Below are 22,038 nucleotides of genomic sequence, written 5' to 3' on the forward strand. Positions count from 1 at the left end.
CGGGGTGGCAAAGTCAGAACCTTACCTTCACGCCGGTCTGGATCTGCCAGCGGGAGGCGCTGGTCTGGAGGGACTGGGGCTTCGGGGGACCGGTGAACGTGTAGTGATACTGGTTGGTGGCGGGATTGTATTTCCCGTTGGCCACGGCGAGGCCGAAGGGGAAATTGACCTGATAAAACCGGCCCCAAGCAGGGTTGAGCAGGTTGGCGAGGTTGATTATATTGCAGAAAAACTCGGCGTGCAGTGTGCTCCAAATCGGGATCTGTTGCGCAAATTGCAGATCGACGCGGTGCTGGAATTTGCTGCGCTCGCTGTTGCGCGGGACGACCTGCCCGGCGAAACGCGCGAGCGCGGGGTTGGTTTCGAGATAGGCGAAGAAGGCGTCGCGCTGCGCGGGGTCGGGCCAGTGGACCGCGGGGTCGCCGGGGCCGGCGGGAACATAAAAGAGGTCGTTGTTGCGGTCGGCGGCGTCGCCGTTGATGTCGTTGCTGAATATAAAACTGTAGGGACGCCCGCTGTGGCCCTGGTAATATAATGTGAGCGTGCTCTGGAATTTCCGGATGAGCGAAAAGCGGAAGGTCGCGCCGGCGGTCACCCGGTCGCGAATCTGCGTGTTGGCGGTGCCGGACTCGTCGTCGTTCGGGTCGAGGCTCATGCGCGTGGAAAAGTTGGTGGAACCGGTCTTGGAGGTCGCGGGGTTCACGTCGCGGGCGATGCTGTTGGTATAGGAAAGCGAGGCGCCCCACCAGCCGCGCACCGGGCGTCGTAAGCGGAGGGTGACCTGGCGGGCGTCGCCGCCGGAGGTGTTGGTGAGCAGATACACATCGGCGAACTGGTCGTGCGCATACTGGCTGTTGGCGACACGGTTGAGGAAGGTGCTTTTGCCGGCGTCGGTGAGGCGCTCGCCGTAGATGGCGCGCCCGTCCGGGCCGGTGGCGGTGCGGCGCAGGTTTATATTCCGGTAGGCCATGCCCTGGTTGGTCCAGGTTTGCAGGAGTTCGGCGGTGGCGGTCAGGTCGAGCCAGGGGAGTTTGTAATCAACAGCGAGGTTGGCGCGGGTGATCTCGGGAAGGTGAAAATTTTCGTCCATCAGGTCCACGCTCATGCGCGCGGCGGAGGGCGCGCCCTTCGGCTGGTTGTCGGGGTCGGGCGAGAAGCCGCCGGAGGTCTTTGTGTTGGTCAGGGTGGCGAAGCCGGTGTTCGAGTAGGCGCCGGACATCCAGACGCCGGGCGCGCGCCCCTGAAAAACGCCGGCGCCGCCGCGCACCTGCAGGCGGCGGGCGGGGCCGCCCTGCCAAGTAAAACCGAAACGGGGCGAGAGGGTATAAGCGCCGTCGAGGGTGTGGTCGTTTCTCAGGCCGAAGGTTTTTTCGACGGCGGCGTTGTAGTCGGGCCGGTCGGTCATGACGGGATAATCGAGGCGGAGGCCGAGCGTTATATAAAGGCGGCGGGCCGCGCGCCACACGTCCTGCATATAAAACGCGTCCACGCCGTAGCCCCAGTCCACGCCGGGGGAGCGGCCCTCCTGCGGGTATTTATAGGTGAAGGAGGAGGGTTTTCCGTTTATAAAATTGTCTATATTGGCAAAGGTGTAGGCGCCCCAGGCGTAGTCGAGGTAGTTGTTGACAAATTCGTTGCGCTGGAGGTCGAAGCCCGCGGAGAACCGGTGCGCGCCGGGCGTCCAGATGACGCTGCCCGCGGCCTGGGCGACGCGGGTGTCGAGCGTGTTGAGCTGGCTGGTGGCGTCCGCGCCAATATACACCGAGCCGGTGCCGCCGTCGGCGCCTTCCAGATTGTTGATGCGGACTTGGGGGAAACGGGTCGCGGGGTTGCGATCGGAGGAGTAGCGTTGATGCGCGATTTTCAAGTCGGTGTTGAGCGCATTTGACCATCGGCTGAACAATTGGGCCGACCAGGCGTCGAGGTTTTGTTCGCTCTCATACCAGTGGCCGCTGAGCGAGACGACATTGCTGGAGGAGTAGTCTGCGAATATGGGATGCGTGCCGCGGGTGCGGCTGTAACGGGCGGTGAGGCGGTGCCGGACGGTAATATTCCAGTCGAGCTTGGCGAGGTATTTGTCGTCCTCCATGCGCTGGTTGCCGGGGTTGACGAGGTCGCCGGGGTCGTGGCCGTAAGTCGCGGTGGCGTCCTTGATGGTGTCGAGCGCGGCGGCGGACGGCGTGAAGCCGGGCGTGGGCGCGGGCTCGGTGCGTTGCGAGTGTTCGTAGGAGACAAAGAAAAAAAGGCGGCCGGGGACAACGGGGCCGCCGAGCGTGAGGCCGTAGGTTTGGCTGTCGAAGGGGTCGCGCGTGCCGTCCACGGGGTGCTTGGCGCGGTATTTTTCGTTGCGCCAGAAATACCAGGCGGAGCCTCGGAAGCGGTTGCCGCCGCTTTTGGTGACGGCGTTGATGGACGCGCCGGTAAAGCCGCCGCGGTTGGCCTCGTAAGGAGAGACGTCGATGCTGACGGCCTCGACGGTTTCCATGGAAAAGGGGTTTCCCTGCGAGGGGAGGTTGTTGTAAGTGATGCCGAAGGCGTCGTCGAGGCGCACGCCGTCGATTTGCAGGGCGTTGAAAAAACTGTTCTGCCCGGCCGCGCTGAGTTCGGTGTAGGTGTCGTCCTCGGCGGGCAGCAGGACAAGGCGCGGGTCGTTGCGGGCGTATTCGTTGATGGAGCCCTCGATGGCGGGTTGCTCCTCGATGGCGCGCTCACCGAGGACCGTGCCCGCGCCCGCCGCAGAGGTATCGCGGCGGGCGGTGACAATCATGCGCTCCAGCCGATGAACCTCCTCCCCGCCACCGCCGGGGCGTTCCATCACGATGTCGAGCATCTGGCGCTCACCGGGGCCGAACGCGAGCGGGCCGATGACGCGCGATTCGAAACCGTCCGCCGAAATCGCCAGCGTGTGTCCGCCGCCGACACGCAGTCCGTCCAGCGTGAAATCGCCGGAGCGGTTGGTGTGCACGCGTGCGGCGAAGCCGCTTGGCCCGTGCTTCAGCATGACCAAGGCGCCGGTGATCGGCGCACCGGACATATCACTTACCAAGCCGGAAAGGCTGGCGGTCGTCTCGGTTTGGGCATTCCCGGAATGGTGTGCGACAAGCACCAAAGCATATATGCAAAAATAGCGTACCACACCATTCGAAGGCATCATTGACAGAAGTTTGCCTTGTTTTTGTATGCATCATGCTTCGAATGTCTATAAAAAATATCATTATGATGGATAGTTTGCAAATTATCGCATCTTAAATGCCGATGATATCGCTTTTATGATGTCAACAAACCGCTAAATAAAAAGAGGCAGGCCGGGAGGATTTGGTGGCGAGTTCGCCCAAGCAGGCGGGCGAGCCGCGCGCGAGATCCCGGCAGATTTGCGGCCGGCGGTCGTAGATCGTGCAAAACCACTCCGTCGCGCCGTCATGCGCGCGCCGCGGTCGCAGCGCGGCGCAATGCCCGTCGGTCAGGCGCATGTAGGCGCGATGGCCGATGAAATGCGTCACGCGTTCCGCGTCGGCGCCGAGCCGCGCCCAATCCGCGCCGCTCACGCGCACGTAGGTTTCCAGCGTGGAAAAACAACACACGCCGCAACGCAGACAATCGCCGGGCACGCTGTCATGCATGAAAGGAAAACGGTGGACGGGCGCACACGCTAGGCGCGGGGCGTGCGAAAGGCACGCTGGATTTTTGGCGGAACGAGACGGGCCGCGCGCGGCTACCGGGCGAAGCGGCGGGCGAGTTCGGACTGGGTCAGTTCGATGAACGTGGGGCGCCCGGCCGGGCTGGTGAGCGGGGTCTCGCACGCGAAGAGATGCCCGAGGGTGGAGCGGATTTCGGATTCGCCGACCGTGGCGGGAAGCCGGATGGCCTTGGTGACGGCGAGGCGGGCCAGCTCGTCGCGGGCGAGGTCGATGCTTTTGTCCTGCAAGCGGCCTTCGCGGAGCGCGCCGAGGAGGTCGCGCACGAAAGGATCGGCGTCGGCGGGTTCCATCCAGGCGGGCACGCTTTCGATGCGGAAGAAGTTGCGCCCAAACTCGGTGATCTCGAAGCCGTGGCGGTTGAAGAAATCGAGGCGGTCGAGCAGGAGCGCGGTGGCGATGGCGTCGAGCTCGACGGGGACGGGCAGAAGGAGCCGCTGGCTGGGGACCTCGCCGGAGCGGAACTGATCGCGGAGGCGTTCGAACCAGATGCGCTCGTGCGCGGCGCGGCGGTCCAGCAGGACGAGCCCCGAGGCGGTTTCGAAGAGCGCGTAAGTGGAGTGCGCGAGGCCGAGGTAACGCCAGGCGGGGGCGGCGCGGGCAAATGCGGATTGCGGATCGCGGATCGCGGATTGGGCGTCGCCAGCGGCGGCGGCGGCCCGCAATGGAGGGGCGCCGGGCGATGGCGTAGTTGATTTCTGAATACCGAAAGAGCGGGGCGGCGGGAGGACGCGCGGGACAGGGAACGCAGAGGCGGGGGCGGCGGATTGGGTGGCACGGGCGTCCCGCCCGTGTTCGTTTGGCGGAAGCATGGGCGGGACGCCCGTGCCACCGCCAGCCGAACCCGCGTGGGGGCCCGCGTCATCCAGCCCCGCCTTGCCTGCCGCGGTCTGGCCGTGCGCGCGCAGGGTTTCGAGAATGGCGCGGATGACGAAGCCGCGCACGGCCGGCTCGCTGCGGAAACGGACTTCGCGCTTGGCCGGGTGCACGTTCACGTCCACCGCGGCGGGGTCGATCTCGAAGAAGATGAAGGCGACGGGATAACGGCCCTTGGGGAGCGATTCGTGGAAACTCTCGATGAGCGCGTAGTTGAGCGTGCGGCTGTCCACGGGGCGGTGGTTGATGAAGGTGATCATCTCGTGCCGCGTGGAGCGGCCCTGGCCGGGGCCGCCGATGAGGCCGGCGAGGCGCATGCCGTTTTCGGCGGCCTCGACGGGGATGAGCCCGTCGGCGATTTGCCGCCCGAAGATGCCCGCGACGCGCTCGGCGAGGGTGTCGCATTGGGGGGAGCGGAAGATGACGCGGCCGTCCTCGACGAGGGTGAAGGCGACGCGCGGGAAGGCGAGCGCGTAGAGGCGCACGGCGTGGATGATGTGCGCGGCCTCGGTGTTGTCGCTTTTCAGGAATTTGCGGCGCGCGGGGACGGAGTTGAAGAGATGCGTGACCTCGATGCGCGTGCCGGGGGGGCGGCCGCATTCGCGGACGTGGACGAGCCTGCCGCCGTTGACGACGACCTCGGTGCCGGCGTCGGCGGAGGGCTCGCGGGTTTGCAGTTGGAAATGGGACACGCTGGCGATGGAGGGCACGGCCTCGCCGCGGAAGCCGAGGGTGCCGAGGCGGTCGAGGTCGGCGGCCTCGGTGATCTTGCTGGTGGCGTGGCGCTCGAGGGCGAGGAGGGCGTCGTCGCGCGACATGCCGGAGCCGTTGTCCTCGATGCGCATGAGAGAACGTCCGCCGTGGCGGAACTCGACCTCGACGCGGGTGGCGCCGGCGTCGAGGGCGTTTTCCACCAGCTCCTTCACGACCGCGGCGGGGCGCTCGATGACTTCGCCGGCGGCGATCTGGTTCGCCACGCGGTCGGGGAGGACTCGGATTTTGGAGGAGCCGGACACAGTGAAAGGTTTTTGACGGGGGAGCGTGAAACGGGAGGAAAAAATCCCAAATCCCGAAATTCTAAATCCCAAAAAAATTTCAAATTCCAAATATCCAAATCTCAAGAAACTGGCGGCAGGCACGGCGCTTCAGCGGAGCATTTCCGCGCACCCGACAAGGCACGGCCTCGCCCGTTGGAATTTCGAGATTTGGAATTTTTGAGTTCACGAGAGCAATTTTTCCCAGCGTTTGAATTGTTTCCTTACCTGCGCGGGGCCCGGCATGCCGGTGCCGCGGCGTTTTTCCATGGCGCGCTTGAGGTCGAAGACCGCCGTCCAGTCCTCCGCGAAGGCGGGGTGGATTTTCCGCACCTCGGCGAAGGGAACCTCGTGCAGCGGCACGCCCAGCGTTTCCGCCGCGCGCACGACGGCGCCGACGGCATGGTGCGCCTCGCGGAAGGGAACGCCGCGCTCGACCAGGTAGTCGGCGAGGTCGGTCGCGAGCAGGGCCGGGTCGGCCACGGCGGCGGCGCAGCGGTCGCGGTTCATCTTGAGGCCGGTGAAAGTGCCGGCGAGCACGTCGGCGCAGAGCGAGGCCTGGTCGAAGCTGTCGAAGAGCGGCGGCTTGTCCTCCTGGAGGTCGCGGTTGTAGGTGAGCGGGAGGCCCTTCGCGAGCGTGAGGAGCGTGTGGAGGTTGCCTTGCAGGCGGGCGGACTTGCCGCGGAGGAGTTCGCACGAGTCGGGGTTCTTTTTCTGCGGCATGAGCGAGGAGCCGGTGCAGAAGGCGTCGGGCAGGTCGGCGAACTTGAACTCGGCGCTCGACCAGAGAATCAGGTCCTCGGCGATGCGCGAGAGGTGCACGCCGAAGAGCGCGCAGGCGTGCGCGAACTCGATGAAGAGGTCGCGGTCGGCGACGGTGTCCATGCTGTTCTGCGTGACTTGCGGGCGGCCGCGCGCATCGACGAAGCCGAGGGCGCGCGCGGTGAACTCGCGGTCGATGGGGAGCGTGGTGCCGGCGATGGCGCCGGAGCCGAGCGGGCACCAGTTGGCGCGCGCGGCGGTGTCGGCGAGGCGCGCGCGGTCGCGCTGGAGCATTTCGAGCCAGGCGAAGAGGTGGTGCGCGAGGAACACGGGCTGGGCGCGCTGGAGGTGCGTGTATCCGGGAATCAATACATCGGCGTGCCCGCGCGCGGCGGCGAGGATGGCGCGCTGGGCGGCGGCGATTTTTTCGGAGAGCGCGGCGCAGGCGTGCCGGAGGAAGAGGCGCATGTCGGTCGCGACCTGGTCGTTGCGGCTGCGGGCGGTGTGGAGCTTGGCGGCGGCGGGGACGCGCCGGGTGAGCGCCTGCTCGATGTTCATGTGCACGTCCTCGAGCTTCACGTCCCACGCGAACCTGCCCGCGTCGATCTCGGCGAGGATGGCGTCGAGGCCGGCGTGGATGGCGTCGCGCTCGGCGGCGGTGAGGATGCCGGCGTGCGCGAGCATGGCGGAGTGGGCCTTGCTGCCGGCGATGTCGAAGGGCGCGAGGCGGCGGTCAAACGAAACCGATTCGCTGAACGCGAGCATGAGCTCGGCGGGACCGGCGGAGAAGCGGCCTCCCCAGGTGGCCTGGGCGGCTTTGGTTTGGGCGGGTTTGGCTTTGGCCATGATCGGGAGATGAGTGGAGGGTGGCGGTGAGGAGAGTGGAAGTCAGAGGCGGGCGGGCACGGGATGCGGATGGGTATCGCACGCGGTGAGGGGCGCGGGGGCAACGCGAAAGCGCGGAAAGGCGGGAGTTGCGCGCGGGGGCGATTGGGGCAAGAGTGGGCGCATGTTTTTGCGATTCGCCGTGCTTGCCGCCGCGTTGTGCGCGGGGGGCGCGCCTGCCGCCGCCGAACCGGCGCCGGGGGGCGCGGCGGCCGCCGCGCATCCTTACGCGACCGTGGTCGTGCCGCGCATGAAAACCTCCATCTATGTCGGGAGTGTCGCGCTGGAGATGACCGCGCTCACGCGCAACGACGCCGGCCGCTACGACGCGGGCTACAAGGCCAGGGTGACGCCGTATTTTTTCTGCAACGAGAGCGGCCGCCTGTGGATCGATTTCTCCGACGAACAACTCGCGCAACTCGAGCGCGGCGAGCGCGTGGCCTTCACGGGCGGCGCGAAAACCGCCGGCGGCAAGGAGCGCCGCGTCGAGGGCCACGCGACGCCGTCCGCCCCCGGCGTGCGCGACGGGAAGATCAAGGTGCGCGTGTTCGTCACGGCGAAGACCCAGTTGATTTTCAACACCACCTACCGCTTTGCCGAAACCTCCGCGACCGGGGCGCCGTCATTCATCGGCGGCGCCCCGGCGTTGTGAGCGTCCGGCGCAGACGAGCCTTGCACCGCGCGCCGGCCGGGGCCAAATAACACCGGTCTTTTTCGTCTTCCCGCCCATGATTCCCTTCCGTTCCTTCGCCTGCCGGCTCCCGTATCCCAAGCTGATTCCCTCCGCCTGTCTGGCCGCCGGTGTTTTTCTGGGCGGCTGCTCCAGCCAGCCCGACTATGTGCCGGAAAACACGCCCGAGCAGCAGGCCGAGCGTCCGACGATGCAGGGGCAGGAGGCATTTTTTGACGGCAAGCTGCTCGTCGAGGCGAATCTGGGGCGCGGTTTCCGGCTCCGGCAGGTGCGCAAAAAGGATTTCCAGAACCGCGCCGGGCTCGGCGACGGTTTCACGGACGTGTACATGCTGGAGGAACCGGAGCCCGAGGAGCAGGTTTACATCCCGCGCATGGCCAACAGCACGCTGCCGCCGGTCGCGCTGCGCCTGCGCGTGACCAACGGCACCGACGCGCCCGTGGACGTGGAGTTCCTGCATTGCGATTCCTCGCTCGGCAACTTTGCCGTGCGGCCCGAGCATCTCACCATCGCGCCCGGCGAATCCGGCCTGCCCGACCCCATGACCTCGCTCCTCGGCGTGATGAACAACGAAATCCAGCTCAAGGTCGGCCTGCGCCTCGCCGGGAAATCCGAGTCGAAGGTCGTGACGCTGAAAGTGCTGCCCGGGCAAAACATGGACGAGGCGCGCCCAGGCCACCGGGGCGGCCCCCGCGCCCATCGCGACTGAGGCCGACGCGGCGCGCCGCGCGAGTCACCGCCCCCCGCGCCGCGCGCCGGGCGGGAATTTGCGCAGGTATTTCAGCGCCACCTCGAATTCCCCCGGCATTTCCGCCCGGATGGTCACGGGCTCGCGGGTCAGCGGATGCCGGACCGTGAGTTCGCTCGCGTGCAGCGCGAGGCGCGAGATGAGCGGCTTCTCGTCCGCGCGGCCCTTGTATCCACGTTTCAATGACGACAGCAGCAGGCTCTCCCCCGGGTCGCCGTAGAACGGGTCGTTGAGCACGGGCGCGCCTGCCGCGGCCAGGTGCACGCGGATCTGGTGCGTGCGGCCGGTGAGCGGGCGGCACTCGAAGAGCGTGTATTTGCCAAAACACTCCAGGGCGCGAAATTCCGTCGCGCTCGGCTTGCCGCCGCGCTTGCGAAACACGCGCATGCGCCCGGGGTTCGACTCGTCCTGCCCGAGCGCGAGGTCGATGACGAACGCCTCGGGCAGGCCGCCCGACGGCGTGCGCGCGACCGCGGGCGCGGCGAGCTTCATCGCGCGCTCCGGCGGCAGCATGACGCAGAGCGCGAGGTATTTTTTCCCCGCGGTTTTCGACTGGAACTGCCCGCTCAGGAAATCCAGCGCGGCCTTGTTTTTCGCGCAAAGCACCACGCCGCTCGTGTCGGCGTCGAGGCGGTGGACATTGGCCACGCCGTGGCCCAGCTTTTCGTGGACCAGCCCCATGAGGTTTTCGCGCGTCTTGTCCCAGCGATCGGGCGCGATGAGCAGGCCGCTCGGCTTGTCGAACGCGATCATGGAGTCGTCTTCAAAAATGACTGGAGGCAGGGCCACGCCGCAGAAAAACCCGGCCGGACGCGCGCGGAAAGCCGAAAAACCGGCAAAACGTGCCCTCAGTCCGATGTCCGCCCGGTGCCGCGATGGTCAAAAGTAACCAATCCGGCTAATTTTGACCATTAGACTTTCTGCAATGATAAAGAGATTTTGGCTGCTTTTTCGCAAAAGAACGTCGTTTTGGTAAAAATTGTGTTCGTAGCCGGGAATGGCCGCAGGCTTTTACAGTTTGGCATGGGCACTGCTTGTTGAGGGACTGCTTACATCTGCCCTGCTTCGGCAGGGTCTTGGGGTAACATGGATGTTCAGCCGCAAGGCTGGACAAACGAAAATATAGGGCCCGCCGTTAGGGGTTATCGGCGGGCCCTCTTTTTTTGTCCGGCTCGTTTTCGTTTCCGAAATGACCCGAAAAGCAGAAAGAGGCGGGCTGGGCGGGCCGTGGCCGGCCACGTTTTTTGGCCCGCGGGTGAAACATGCTTGGCACCTTTTGCGTCTTGCCTGTCCATCTTCCTCACTCACACGCCCATGAAAAAAATCCCGTCCCTCCTCCTCGCCGTCGCGTTTGCATCCAGCCTCGCCCTGGCCGACGCGCCGAACACCATCGACCTGCCCGCGCCCTCGAAATCCGGCGGCACGCCCGTGCTCACCGCCATGGCCAAGCGCAAATCCGCGCGCGCCTTTGCCGACAAGGCGCTCACGCCGAAGCAGATGTCCGACCTGCTCTGGTCCGCCGCCGGAGTGAATCGCGCCGACGGGCGCCGCACCGTGCCGTCCGCGCGCAACAAGCAGGAGGTTTCCGTGTATGCGGTCACGGCGACCGGCGCATGGCTTTACGATGCCGTAAACAACAAGCTCGTCGCCGTGGCTGGCGGCGACCTGCGCGCGCTCACCGGCCACCAAGACTATGTGAAGACCGCCGCGGTGAACCTCGTCTATGTTTTCGACGAGACCAAGGCCGGCGGCAAATCCGAGCGCGACCTGCAATGGGGCGCGGTGAGCGCCGGCGCGATGTGCCAGAACGCGTATCTGTATTGCACCTCCGAGGAGCTCGCCTGCGTGGTGCGCGGCCTCTTCGACGCCGGGCCGCTGGCGAATGCGCTGCAACTCAAGCCCGGCCAGACCATCGTCATCACCCAAAGCGTGGGCGTGCCCGCCGCGCCCTGACCGGCGCGCGCAGATTGGATTGAGTGGCGTGGGCGTCCCCGCCCGCGGCATTTACAGGAGCGCGGGCTTTCCAGCCCGCGACATCGCGGACAGGAATGTCCGCGCTCCTGTCCACGGGCGGGACGCCCGTGCCACTCGGACCGGACCGGCGTTCCGCCTGTTTCCGTGCATTGCCAATGTCCGCGAATCGCATACACGTGATTCATCCCACCGCCGCACATGCGTCTTTTTCTACCCGCGCTCCTTCTCATGTCCGCCATCCTGCCCGCCGCCTCCACCTCGTCCGCCGAACGCCTCGTTTATTTCGGCACCTACACGCGCAGCAACGCCAGCGAAGGCGTTTATATGGCGCGTTTCGATCCGCGCACCGGCGCGCTCTCGCGGCCCGGGCTCGCGGCGCGCCTCTCGAATCCGACCTTCCTCGCGCAGCATCCCTCGCTCCCGGTGCTCTACGCGATCGGCGACGACGGCGCGAAGCCGGCGCACGGGATGGTGAGCGCCTTCCGCATCAATCCGGCGGACGGCGCGCTCGCGCCTCTCAACGAAATCATCATCCCCGAGGAAAAGTCCGCGGCCGCGCACATCGCCGTCGATGCCGGCGGGCGCGCCGTGTTCACCGCGCACTATGGCGGCGGGTTTGTCGCCGCCGTCACGCTTGAGCCCGACGGCTCGCTCGACCATTTTGCCGGCGCGGTCCGGCATCGCGAAACCGGCGCGCATCCGCAGCAATCCTCGCCGCACCCGCATTGCATCCATCCGCTTCCCGGGGACGGCCCCGTGCTTTCCGCCGACCTCGCCGCCGACAAGGTTTTCGCGCACCGGTTCGACTACGGGCGCGGCGCGTTCGTGTCCGATCAGCCCGCCGTGGCGGCGGCGTTCGCGCCGGGCTCGGGCACGCGCCACATCGCGTTTTCGGCGGACTGGCGTTTTGCCTATGTCGTCAACGAACTCGCCGCCACCGTGACCGCCTGCGAACTCGACGCGCGGAGCGGCGCGTTGCGCGAAATCCAGACGATCTCCACCGTGCCGGAAAATTTCTCCGGACGCCGCTGGGCGTCGGAGGTCGCGGTGCATCCGTCGGGCAAGTTCCTCTACGCCTCCAACCGCGCCGACCACGAGAGCATCGCGGTCTTCGCCATCGACGCGGGCACCGGCCGCCTGGCTTTCGTCGGGCACGCCACGGGCCTCGCGCATCCGCGCCATTTTGCCATCGACCCGTCGGGCGGCTGGCTGCTTTGCGCCAACCACGACGCGAACAACATTGTCGTTTTCCGCATCGACCCCGCCACGGGCGGCCTCGCGCCCGCCGGCGATCCCGTCCCGGTTCCCGCCGCCGTGTGCGTGCGGTTTGCCAGATAAACCCGAATTTTTCGACTCCTTGGGTCTGATACCCCGGAGTTTGACTCGGCTTGTCGGAGCGGCGGCGTCCTCGCCGCCGGACGGGGCGTCAGCCCCGCAGACTCGGGAGGGCGGGCTATCGCGCGGAGGGCTTCAACTGCGCCGTGAGGAACGCATCCACTTCATCGAGCAGCCCGCGGGCCGCGTATTCCGGGCCGCCGTGGGCCGCGCCCTCGATGACCTTCAGCTTTGAAAACACTCCGGCCTTCCGCAGCGCCGCGTCGAGGCGGCGGCTTTGCGAGATCGGCACGACAGGGTCGTCCGTGCCGTGCACGATGAAAAATGCCGCGTCGCTTTTCGTCACGTAGGTGACCGGGCTCGCAGCGGCCGCTTTTTCGGGATTGTCCCTGACCGCCGCGCCGATGAGCCGCGACTCGGCGCTTTCGGGTCCGCCCAAGGAGGGTTTCTCTTTCAGCAGGCTGCGGTCGCAAAAATCCGTCGGCCCGTAATAGTCGACGACCGCCTGCACGCCGCTGGAAAAATCGAGGTTTTCGCCTGTGTCGAAGGCGCGCGTGTCGCCGGTCGTGCCGAGCAACGCCACCAGATGCCCGCCTGCCGACGAGCCCCACGCGGCGATGCGGTCCGGGTCGATGTCGTGGGACGTGGCATGGGCGCGGAGCCAGCGGATGGCGGCCTTGCAGTCTTCGAGTTGCGCGGGAAACACCGCCGTGTCGCTCAGCCGGTAGCCGATGCTCGCGACCGCGTAACCGCGCGCCGTGAACCCGTTGGCCGCGGGCAGGCAGCGGCCCTTGTCGCTGCCGCGCCATCCGCCGCCATGCACCCAGACGATCAGCGGCAGCGGCCGGCCGCTTTTCTTTTTGGGCAGGTAGAGGTCGAGTTTCTGCCGCTCATGTCCGCCGGTGACATAGGGAATGTCCCGCAGGATTTTCGCATCGGGCGGCGCGGGCGGCTGGGCGGCGGGCGCGCCGCCGGTCAGGGCAGGGAGAGTCATGACGAAAAGAATAAGGAGGCGGATGTTCACGAATAACAACGACGTCCGGGAACGGGGACCGGCTACCCGGGAGATGGCGCCGTCATCGCAAACCGGAAACGCCGAGATTCGCACGCCGGGGGCGCGTTTGTGAAGCCTGCAAACACGGAGGGCATCACGGGAGGGCAACAGGAAGTGGTGTCAGCCAAGCGCTGCCGCGCCAGCGACTGGGAGCGCCGGCTTCCAGCCGGCAGACGACGCGAAGCGTCGCCAAGCCCCCGGCGAGTCGCCCGTGCCGCCCCGCGCATCCACCCTCGTGGCTCTGCGCGGTTTTTGTGGCGCGATTATTTTCAAAATCGTCTTGTCGGGTGCCCGGATCGTGTCCGTTATGGCTCCCCCTCGCATAAATCCGGCAAGGAGGGCGGGGCCGCAATTCAGGGTTTTTCCCTCTCACATGCCTGTGCATTTTTCATGTCCACCGATGTCACTCCCGAACGGATCAGCGAACTCGCTGGTACCGTGCTCGCCCGCATTCGTGATTCCATCAAGGAAATCAACGAGATCAACCTTCAGGCCCGCATCCTCGCTTTCAATGCGCAGCTGGAGGCTTCCCGCGCCGGGGAGTCCGGGCGGGGATTTGCGGTCGTCGGGCAGGAAATGGTGAGTTTTTCCAACCGCACCCAGGCCGCCGCCCGCACCATCGAGATGGAAGCGGAGGGGCGCATGCGCAGCCTGGCCGAAATCAGCCACCAGCTCGCCACACGTCTGAGCGACGTGCGGAGCACGCGCCTCTGCGACTTGGCGCGGGTGAACATCGACCTCATCGACCGCAATCTCTACGAACGTTCCTGCGACGTGCGCTGGTGGGCGACCGACGCCTCCGTCGTGGCCGCGCTCGAATCGCCCGGCCACGAGACGGCGCGCCACGCCGGCCGGCGCCTCGGCGTCATCCTCAAGGCCTACACGGTTTATTTCGACATCGTGCTCGCCGACCTGAACGGGACGATCATCGCCAACGGCCGGCCCGACCAGTTCCGCTCGACCGGCTCGGCGCATCGCCCGGCGCCCTGGTTTGCCACGGCGCTGGCCACGGAAAGCGGTGACGAGTTCGGCTTCCAGGGGGTCCACGCCTCGGCGCTGGTCGGGGGCCGGCGCGCCTTGGTTTATTCCTGCAAGGTGTGTCGCGGCGGCGACGCCCGCGGCGAGCCGCTCGGCGTGCTCGGCATTGTTTTCAACTGGGACGGCCTTGCGCAGAAAATCATGCGCGAGACGCCCGACCAGCGTCCCTCGACCCGCATCTGCATCGTCGATGACAGCGGGCTCGTGCTCGCCGACACCGCGGACCGCATCCTCGCGGAGCGCCTCGACTGGCCGGAGCGCTCCCGGCTTTTCAGCCAGAAAGTCGGCGCCTGCATTGCCATGTTCAAGGACGTCCGCACCCGCGTCGCCCACGCCCAGTCGCCGGGCTTCGAGACCTACCGCACCGGCTGGCATTCGGTGATACTGGAAAACGCCGACGGATGATAAGCGACCGCACCATCCGTCGGTGCGTGGCCCATTTCGGCGGTCCGGCGGGAGATGCCGGTTAACGGAGCGTGACGGACGGCTTTTCGTTGCTTGCGCCGGCCTTCACCACACCTGCTCGTCCAGCATCGCGAAGAGCTCCGGCTCGCTGATGCGCTTTTGCTGCATGGTGTCGCGGTCGCGGAGGGTGAAGGTGCCGTCCTTCTCGATCGTGTCGAAATCGATGGTCACGCACCACGGCGTGCCAATCTCGTCCTGCCGGCGGTAGCGGCGGCCGATGGCGCCCGACTCGTCGTAGAAGGCGGTGTATTTGCGTTTGACCTTCTTGTATAATTCCTGCGCGCGCGCCACCAGATGCTCCTTGTTTTTCAGGAGCGGGAGCACGGCCACTTTCACCGGGGCGATGCGCGGGGAAAGGCGCAGCACGGTGCGGGTCTCGGCCTTGCCTTTCTCGTCGGCCACCTGTTCCTCGGCGTAGGCGGAGCAGAGCACGGCGAGGAATATGCGGTCCACGCCGACCGCCGGCTCGATCACGTGCGGGACGAATTTTTTCCTGGTCGCCTCGTCGAAGATTTCCTGCGGCTTGCCGGAGGCGTTGGCGTGCTGCGTGAGGTCGTAGGCGCCGCGCGCGGCGATGCCCCAGAGTTCCTGCACGCCGAAGGGGTATTTATACATGATGTCCGTGGTGCCGCGCGAATAGAACGCCAGCTTCGCCTTCGGGTGGTCGTAGAGGCTGAGGTGCGACTCGGGCAGGCCGATGGAGATGAGCCAGCGGCGGCACCACTCGATCCATTCCTTGTGGCATTTCTCCCAGTCGGCGTCCTCGTGGATGAAGTATTCCATCTCCATCTGCTCGAATTCGCGCGAGCGGAAGATGAAGTTGCGGGGGGTGATCTCGTTGCGGAAGGATTTCCCGGTCTGCGCGATGCCGAAGGGAAGTTTCACGCGGCCGGTGTCCACGACGTTTTTGAAATCGACGAACATGCCTTGCGCGGTCTCGGGGCGCAGGTAGGCGACGGCCGAGGCGTCGCGCAGCGCGCCGACGTAGGTCTCGAACATCATGTTGAACGCGCGCGGCGGCGTGAGGCTGCCGGGCTCGCCGGTGGCGGGGGAGGGGATCTGAGGGATTTCCTCGGGGCGGGCCTCGGTCATGTCGCGCGGCTCGACCGGGGCGAGCGCGCCCTGGAGGGCTTTTTTGCGCTTGAACGTCTCGGCGGCGGCCTGGAGCTCGGCGGCGGTGTTTTCGCTTTCGAGGGCGGAGACATAGCCGGCGGTCTTGCCGTCGATGACGACGGGCGAGAAAAAAAGCTGGTCGGCGCGGAACCGCTGCTTGGAGACCTTGCAATCGACGAGCGGGTCGGTGAAGCCGGCGACGTGGCCGGAGGCCTCCCAGACCTTGGGGTGCATGATGATGGAGGACTCGATGCCGACGATGTCCTCGCGGCGGCGCACCATGTCGTTCCACCAGCAGTCGCGGATGTTTTTCTTCAGCTCGACGCCGAGCGGCCCGTAGTCGAAGAAGCCGTTGAGCCCGCCGTAGATTTCGGAGGACTGGAAGATGAAGCCGCGGCGTTTGCAGAGCGCGACGATGGTTTCCATGGAGACTTCGGCGGAGGAGGACGGCGTGGACATGGCGGAAAGTTTAAGTTGGAAGTTGAAGTTGAAAGGGCTGGGACGGCGCGCGTGGAGCGATGAAAAAGGGCGGACTATAAGCGGGGCGCCGAGAGCGGGTCAATGGCGGGGTTGGCGGACGGCAGGGAGCGCCCCAAACTGCGCGCCAGTCTGAAATCGTTTTCGCTCTCGTTCTCTTACTCGTTCTCGAAACGTTCCGTAAACAAAGGAGAGAACGAGCAAGAGAACGAGAGCGATTGGATGATGCGTTTTTTCCCCGTCGCTTAACGTCGCAGGCCGCGGTGGAGGCGGCTGGCGGGCTTGGGCGCGGTGTCCTGCTGCGCGTTTTCGTCGAAGAGCGCGGAATAGATATAGTCGAAGCCGTCGAGTTTCTTGCGCTCGATGCTGGCGTTGATGAAGCGCTCGATGGAGCGCGCGTCGCGCACGTCGTCCTCGGTGACGAGGGTGAAGGCCTCGCCGGTTTTTTGCGCGCGGCCCGTGCGTCCGATGCGATGCACGTAGTCCTCGGGATTCTCGGGCACGTCGTAGTTGATGACGTGCGAGACGTCCGCGATGTCGAGGCCGCGGGCGGCGATGTCGGTCGCGACGAGCACCTCGTATTTGCCGGACTTGAAGCCCGCGAGCGCCTCGGTGCGCTCGCGCTGGTTGCGGTCGGAGTGGAGCACGCCGACGGTGTGGCCGGCGCGCGCGAGGCGCCGCGCGATGCGGTCGGCGCCGAATTTCGTGCGGCTGAAAATGATGACGCTGTGGAAATCGGTGCGCCGGAGAAGCTCGTCGAGGAGGTCGGGTTTTTGCGAGACGACGACGGGATAGAACGCGTGCGAGACGGTCTCGGCGGGCGTGCGCTGGCGGCCGATTTTCACCTCGACGGGATCGCGCAGGGCCCACGAGGCGAGCTGGGTGATCTCGGGCGGGAGCGTGGCGGTGAAGAAAAGCGTCTGCCGTTCGCGCGGGCATTTTTGCACGATGCGCTTCACGTCGGGCAGGAAGCCCATGTCGAGCATGCGGTCCACCTCGTCGAGCACGAGGACCTCGATGTGGTCGAGCGAGACGGTGCCCTGCTCCATGTGGTCGAGCAGGCGGCCGGGCGTGGCGGCGAGGATGTCCACGCCGCGGGCGAGGTCGTCGCGCTGGCGTCCGTATCCGACTCCTCCATACACGATGGTGACGTCAAGGTCGGTGTACTGGCTGTATTTGTTGAACGCCTCCTCGACCTGAAGCGCGAGTTCGCGGGTGGGCTCGAGGACGAGGCAGCGGAGGCGGCCGTGCGCGCCGAGGCGCTGGAGGATGGGCAGGGCGAAGGCGGCGGTCTTGCCGGTGCCGGTCTGCGCGGAGCCGGCCACGTCGCGGCCGGCGAGGATGTGCGGGATGGCCTGCGCCTGGATGGGCGTGGGCTCGGTATAGCCTTTTTGGGCGGCGGCGTAGGCGACGCGGTCGTTGAGGCCGAGCTTGGAAAACGCGGTGTCCTGCGGAGGCACGTCGGCGATTTGTTTGCGCGGGCCGCTGCGGAGCGGCGGCTCGTAGCGTTCGCCCTGCGGGGCGCGGGGCTCGCCGCGGTCGGAACGTCCTCCGTCGCGCGAACCGCGGGCGCCGAGGGAGCCGGAGCGTTTTCCCGCGCCGCCGCCGGAGCGCTGCTGCTGCGGGTCGCGGTCGCGCCTGCCGTCGCGGCGTTTTTCGCCGCGCGGACGGGAATCGTCAAAGCGCGGTTTGTCGTGGCGACGGCCCTGCCCGCCTTCGTTGCGGGAGGAGGATTTGGAAGAGGATTGTCCGCCGGTCTTGCTGGCGGCCGGCTTTTTTTTCGAAGGCGCGAGCGTCTCGCGAATCTTCGACATGATCTTTCTAAGCATAGTGTGTAAAGCGACAGCGTTTCCGAATCCGCCGGCTTTGACAACCACGGAGATGAGGGGGCGGGAACGGGATTCCAAAGCGAGGGGCACTCCCTCTTTCCTCTTTATTCTTTCTCTTTCCCCCCTTCCCGGGGCGCCCGCTTGCCGACAGCGGAAAAAGCAGAGAAAGAGGAAAGAGAAAGAATAAAGAGGAAAGAAGAGGGCGGAAGACGGGTGACATCACTTTTGGCGTTTTTTCGGACGCCTGTCCGCGTATTCCATTGACTCGTTGCGCGAACACCGGTGTCGTGTTCGTAGAATCCCACGCCTATGAAAGACCACCCCTTCCTGCCCGAAAACTTCCTGCTCAACACCGACTGGGCGCGCACACTCTACTTCGAGCACGCCGTTCCGCAGCCGATCTTCGACTACCACTGCCACCTGCCGCCCGACCAGATCGCCTCGAACCGCCAGTTCGAAAACCTCTTCCAGATCTGGCTGGCCGGCGACCATTACAAATGGCGCGCCATGCGCTCCAACGGCATCAATGAGGACCTCATCACCGGCAACAAAACCAGCGACTACGACAAGTTCCTCGCCTACGCCCGCACCGTCCCGCAGACGCTGCGCAATCCCCTCTACCACTGGTCGCACCTCGAGCTGCGCCGCTATTTCGGCATCGACCTAGTCATCAACGAGGCCAACGCCCCGAAAATCTGGGAGCTGGCCAACGCCAGACTCGCCACGCCCGAGTTCACCACCCAGGGCATTTTGCGCAAGAACCGCGTCAACGTCGTGTGTACCACCGACGACCCGGTGGACTCGCTCGAACACCACATCGCGATCAAAAAGGCCGGCCTGCCCACGCGCGTGCACCCGACCTTCCGGCCCGACAAGGCCATGGTCGTCCACGCGCCCGCCGTGTTCAACGCGTGGTGCGACCAGCTCGCCGCCTCCTCCGGTGTGGAGGTGCGCGACCTCGCCTCCTTCCTCGATGCCATCGACAAGCGCCACGCCTTCTTCCACTCCCTCGGCGGACGGCTCTCCGACCACGGCCTCGAATTCATTCCCGACACTGATTGCACCGAGACCGAGGCATCGGCCATCTTCGCGGCCGCGCGTGCCGGCAAAGCCGCCGGCCCCGAGCAAGCCGCCCGGTTCACCTGGTTCATGATGCTCTTCTTCGGCCGGCTCGACGCGAAGCGCGGCTGGACCAAACAGCTCCACCTCGGCGCGCTGCGCAACAATAACAGCCGCCTGCTCAAGCGCCTCGGCGCCGATGCAGGCGTGGACTCCATCGGCGACTTCCCGCAGGCGCGCGGTCTCGCCCGCTACCTCGACCGGCTCGACTCGGCCGGCGAGCTGCCGAAAACCGTCCTCTACAACCTCAATCCCTCCGACAATTACGTCTTCGCCACGATGATCGGCAACGTGCAGGACGACCTCGCGCCGGGCAAGATCCAGTTCGGCAGCGGCTGGTGGTTCCTCGACCAGAAGGAAGGCATGGAGTGGCAGCTCAACGCCCTCTCGCAACTGGGCCTGCTCAGCCGCTTCGTGGGCATGCTGACCGATTCGCGCAGCTTCATGAGCTACGTGCGCCACGAGTATTTCCGGCGCCTGCTCTGCTCAATGATCGGCGCGGATGTGGAGGCCGGCCTCATCCCCGCCGACCGCGCGCTGGTCGGCGGCATGATCGAGGACATCTGCTACAAAAACGCCCTTCGCTACTTCGGCCTCGAGGCGGGAACGCTGTAGCGCGAGTCGCAGCGGAAGGCGGCGGGTTGCGTGGCATGGGCGTCCCCGCCCATGTTTTTTGGGATGGCGGCGCGGGGCGCCGTCGCACGGGCGGGCCGCCCGTGCCACTCGATCCGGCAGGGCGGCGCAAAAGCGCCATTGCAGTTCGCCAATGGTCTATAACGGATGTCACGCCGCCAGCGCCGGATAATCCGTGTAACCCGTCGCGCCCTCGGCGTAAAATGTGTCGGGCCTCGCCGGGTTCAGCGGGGCGCCGAGCGCGAAGCGTCGCGGCAGGTCGGGATTGGCAATGAAGGGCACGCCGAACGCCACCGCGTCGGCCTCGCCCGCGGCCAGCACCCGCTCCGCGGTCTCTTTCGTAAAACCCTCGTTGGCGACAAACGCGCCGCCAAACGCGGCCTTGAGTTGCGGGCCGATGCGCGGGGCGTCGCCCTCCAGCGATTCGCGGATGAAAATGAAGGCGATTTTCCGGCGGCCCAGTTCGCGCGCGACGTAGCTGAAAGTTCCCAGCGGATCGGAATCGCTCATCGAGTGCGAGCCGCCGCGCGGGGCGAGGTGCACGCCGACCCGGCCCGGTCCCCAGACGGAGATGGCTGCGTCTGTCGCCTCGAGCAGGAAGCGGGCGCGGTTCTCGACCGGGCCGCCGTAGGCGTCGGTCCGGCGGTTGGTGCCGTCCTGCAGGAACTGGTCGGGCAGGTAGCCGTTGGCGCCGTGGATTTCGACCCCGTCGAAGCCGGCCTCCTTCGCGTTGGCCGCGCCCTGGCGGTAGGCCTCGATGATGCCGGGAATCTCGCCGGTCTCCAGTGCGCGCGGCGTGACGTAGGGCGTGAGCGGGCGGACGAGGCTCACATGGCCTTCCGGCGGGATGGCGCTGGGCGCCACGGGCAGTTCTCCGTTGAGGAAAAGCGGGTGCGAGACGCGGCCGACGTGCCAGAGTTGCAGCACGATCCGCCCGCCCGCGTCATGGACCGCCCGCGTGACGAGTTTCCAGCCGGCGACCTGTTCGGGCGACCAGATGCCGGGCGTGTCGCGATAACCCACGCCTTGCGGCGTGACGGAGGTGGCCTCGCTGAGGATGAGGCCGGCCGAGGCGCGTTGCGCATAATACCCGGCCATGAGGGCGTTGGGCACGCGGCCGGCGCCGGCGCGGCTGCGCGTGAGCGGGGCCATGACGATGCGGTTGGGGAGATGGAGGTCGCCGAACGCGACGGGATCGAAGAGTGCGGACATAAAGATGGCGGCTGCGGCTTTGCGGGACCGGTTGTAGTTGGATTCAGGATACGGCGGGCGGGTTGCGCTCGGCGAACTGGGCCTGATGCCAGTAGGGATAGGGCGCAGGCCGCGCGCTCGCCGCGTCGAGCCGGGCGACCTGCGCGGGGGCGAGGTTCCAGCCAGTGGCGCCGAGATTCTGGCGAAGCTGCTCCTCGTTGCGCGCGCCGATGATGACGGTCGCCACCGTCGGGCGCTGGAGCAGCCAGTTGAGCGCGACCTGCGGCACGGTTTTTCCGGTTTCCCGGGCGACTTCGTCGAGCGCGTCGACCACTTGGTAAAGATATTCGTCGTCCACCTGCGGGCCGCGGTCGGTCACGTCCTTGGCGTGCAGCCGGCTGGTCTCCGGCAACGGCTGGCCGCGGCGAATTTTGCCGGTGAGCCTGCCCCAGCCGAGGGGGCTCCACACGACCGCGCCGACCCCTTGGTCGAGCCCGAGCGGCATCAACTCGTGCTCATAGTCGCGGCCGACCAGCGAGTAGTAGGCCTGGTGGGCCACGTAGCGGGCGAGCCCGAGCCGGGCGGAGGCGGCGAGCGATTTCATCAGGTGCCAGCCGGAGAAATTCGAGCAGCCGAGGTAGCGGATTTTCCCTGCGCGCACGAGATCGTCGAGCGCGCCCAGCGTCTCCTCGACGGGCGTGAGCGCATCGAAACCGTGGAGCTGGTAGAGGTCGATGTAGTCGGTGCCCAGCCGCCGCAGGCTGCCCTCCACCGCGCGGATCAGGTGGTGGCGCGACGAGCCCACGTCGTTCGGCCCGTCGCCGGCGCGAAACGTGCCCTTGGTCGAGATGAGCACCTGGTCGCGGCGTCCCTTGATGGCCTGGCCGAGAACTTCCTCGGCGCGTCCCGCCGAGTAGATGTCGGCGGAGTCGAATAGATTGAGCCCCGCTTCGAGGCAGATGTCCACGAGGCGCGTGGCCTCGGCCGCTTCGTTCGCGCCCCAAGCCTTGAAGAAGGCATTGTTGGAGCCGCCGAAGGTTCCCGTGCCCAGGCTCAATGCCGGCACCTTGAGGCCAGAGGCCCCGAGCTTTCTGTATTCCATGGTTTTTGAATCGGTTG

General features: G+C 66.4%; 16 protein-coding genes. 6 read left to right on the forward strand and 10 right to left on the reverse strand.

The window, feature by feature from the left end; translation table 11 throughout:
* Nucleotides 1-13: 13 nt before the first annotated feature.
* The 4 genes from OH491_RS14105 to argH form a co-directional block, all read right to left on the reverse strand.
* A complete protein-coding gene (locus tag OH491_RS14105) occupies nucleotides 14-3,106 on the reverse strand; it encodes a TonB-dependent receptor (protein WP_334319375.1) in 3,093 nt (1,030 codons plus the stop codon).
* 169 nt (nucleotides 3,107-3,275) lie between these two features.
* On the reverse strand, nucleotides 3,276-3,620 hold the full coding sequence (locus OH491_RS14110) for a YkgJ family cysteine cluster protein (protein ID WP_068770687.1): 345 nt from the start codon (nucleotides 3,618-3,620) through the stop codon (nucleotides 3,276-3,278).
* A gap of 92 nt (nucleotides 3,621-3,712) precedes the next feature.
* Nucleotides 3,713-5,587 carry a DNA mismatch repair endonuclease MutL gene (gene mutL / locus OH491_RS14115; RefSeq protein ID WP_342750526.1) on the reverse strand — a complete coding sequence of 625 codons (1,875 nt, stop codon included), beginning with the start codon at nucleotides 5,585-5,587 and terminating at the stop codon, nucleotides 3,713-3,715.
* A 204-nt stretch (nucleotides 5,588-5,791) separates the two neighbouring features.
* Complete coding sequence (gene argH / locus OH491_RS14120) at nucleotides 5,792-7,213, reverse strand: argininosuccinate lyase (protein WP_068770686.1); 1,422 nt, start codon at nucleotides 7,211-7,213, stop codon at nucleotides 5,792-5,794.
* A 163-nt stretch (nucleotides 7,214-7,376) separates the two neighbouring features.
* On the opposite strand from argH, the gene OH491_RS14125 reads away from it, so the two are divergent.
* Together OH491_RS14125 and OH491_RS14130 are read left to right on the forward strand one after the other, a co-directional pair.
* A complete protein-coding gene (locus OH491_RS14125) occupies nucleotides 7,377-7,904 on the forward strand; it encodes a hypothetical protein (RefSeq protein ID WP_068770685.1) in 528 nt (175 codons plus the stop codon).
* 76 nt (nucleotides 7,905-7,980) lie between these two features.
* A complete protein-coding gene (locus OH491_RS14130) occupies nucleotides 7,981-8,652 on the forward strand; it encodes a hypothetical protein (RefSeq protein WP_068770684.1) in 672 nt (223 codons plus the stop codon).
* 24 nt (nucleotides 8,653-8,676) lie between these two features.
* Here the strand turns inward: OH491_RS14130 and OH491_RS14135 are convergent, their stop codons facing one another.
* Entirely contained in the window at nucleotides 8,677-9,480 is an 804-nt protein-coding gene (locus OH491_RS14135; protein WP_334319373.1) for an RluA family pseudouridine synthase, read from the reverse strand.
* A gap of 525 nt (nucleotides 9,481-10,005) precedes the next feature.
* Between OH491_RS14135 and OH491_RS14140 the strand changes: the two genes are divergently transcribed.
* Together OH491_RS14140 and OH491_RS14145 are read left to right on the forward strand one after the other, a co-directional pair.
* Nucleotides 10,006-10,644, forward strand: coding sequence for a nitroreductase family protein (locus OH491_RS14140; protein WP_068770682.1), 639 nt, complete (start codon nucleotides 10,006-10,008; stop codon nucleotides 10,642-10,644).
* Nucleotides 10,645-10,863: 219 nt separating this feature from the next.
* On the forward strand, nucleotides 10,864-12,003 hold the full coding sequence (locus OH491_RS14145) for a lactonase family protein (RefSeq protein WP_068770681.1): 1,140 nt from the start codon (nucleotides 10,864-10,866) through the stop codon (nucleotides 12,001-12,003).
* Nucleotides 12,004-12,118: 115 nt separating this feature from the next.
* On the opposite strand, the gene OH491_RS14150 is transcribed toward OH491_RS14145, so the two are convergent.
* Nucleotides 12,119-12,994 (reverse strand): alpha/beta hydrolase fold domain-containing protein, encoded by an 876-nt coding sequence (locus OH491_RS14150; protein WP_145928832.1) that lies wholly within the window; start codon nucleotides 12,992-12,994, stop codon nucleotides 12,119-12,121.
* Between the two features lie 450 nt (nucleotides 12,995-13,444).
* Here OH491_RS14150 and OH491_RS14155 point away from each other — a divergent pair, with 450 nt between their 5' ends.
* Nucleotides 13,445-14,497, forward strand: coding sequence for a methyl-accepting chemotaxis protein (locus OH491_RS14155; RefSeq protein WP_068770679.1), 1,053 nt, complete (start codon nucleotides 13,445-13,447; stop codon nucleotides 14,495-14,497).
* Between the two features lie 105 nt (nucleotides 14,498-14,602).
* Here the strand turns inward: OH491_RS14155 and OH491_RS14160 are convergent, their stop codons facing one another.
* Together OH491_RS14160 and OH491_RS14165 are read right to left on the reverse strand one after the other, a co-directional pair.
* Complete coding sequence (locus OH491_RS14160) at nucleotides 14,603-16,129, reverse strand: glycine--tRNA ligase (protein WP_068770678.1); 1,527 nt, start codon at nucleotides 16,127-16,129, stop codon at nucleotides 14,603-14,605.
* 263 nt (nucleotides 16,130-16,392) lie between these two features.
* The gene (locus OH491_RS14165) at nucleotides 16,393-17,961 is read right to left on the reverse strand and encodes a DEAD/DEAH box helicase (RefSeq protein ID WP_334319372.1); all 1,569 of its coding nucleotides are present in this window, start codon (nucleotides 17,959-17,961) and stop codon (nucleotides 16,393-16,395) included.
* A gap of 324 nt (nucleotides 17,962-18,285) precedes the next feature.
* Between OH491_RS14165 and uxaC the strand changes: the two genes are divergently transcribed.
* A complete protein-coding gene (gene uxaC / locus OH491_RS14170) occupies nucleotides 18,286-19,710 on the forward strand; it encodes a glucuronate isomerase (protein WP_068770676.1) in 1,425 nt (474 codons plus the stop codon).
* Nucleotides 19,711-19,878: 168 nt separating this feature from the next.
* On the opposite strand, the gene OH491_RS14175 is transcribed toward uxaC, so the two are convergent.
* Together OH491_RS14175 and OH491_RS14180 are read right to left on the reverse strand one after the other, a co-directional pair.
* A complete protein-coding gene (locus tag OH491_RS14175; RefSeq protein ID WP_068770675.1) occupies nucleotides 19,879-20,940 on the reverse strand; it encodes an alkene reductase in 1,062 nt (353 codons plus the stop codon).
* Nucleotides 20,941-20,983: 43 nt separating this feature from the next.
* Nucleotides 20,984-22,021 carry an aldo/keto reductase gene (locus OH491_RS14180; protein WP_068770674.1) on the reverse strand — a complete coding sequence of 346 codons (1,038 nt, stop codon included), beginning with the start codon at nucleotides 22,019-22,021 and terminating at the stop codon, nucleotides 20,984-20,986.
* Nucleotides 22,022-22,038: the final 17 nt, after the last annotated feature.

It is taken from the genome of Termitidicoccus mucosus (assembly GCF_038725785.1).
GTDB lineage: Bacteria > Verrucomicrobiota > Verrucomicrobiia > Opitutales > Opitutaceae > Termitidicoccus > Termitidicoccus mucosus.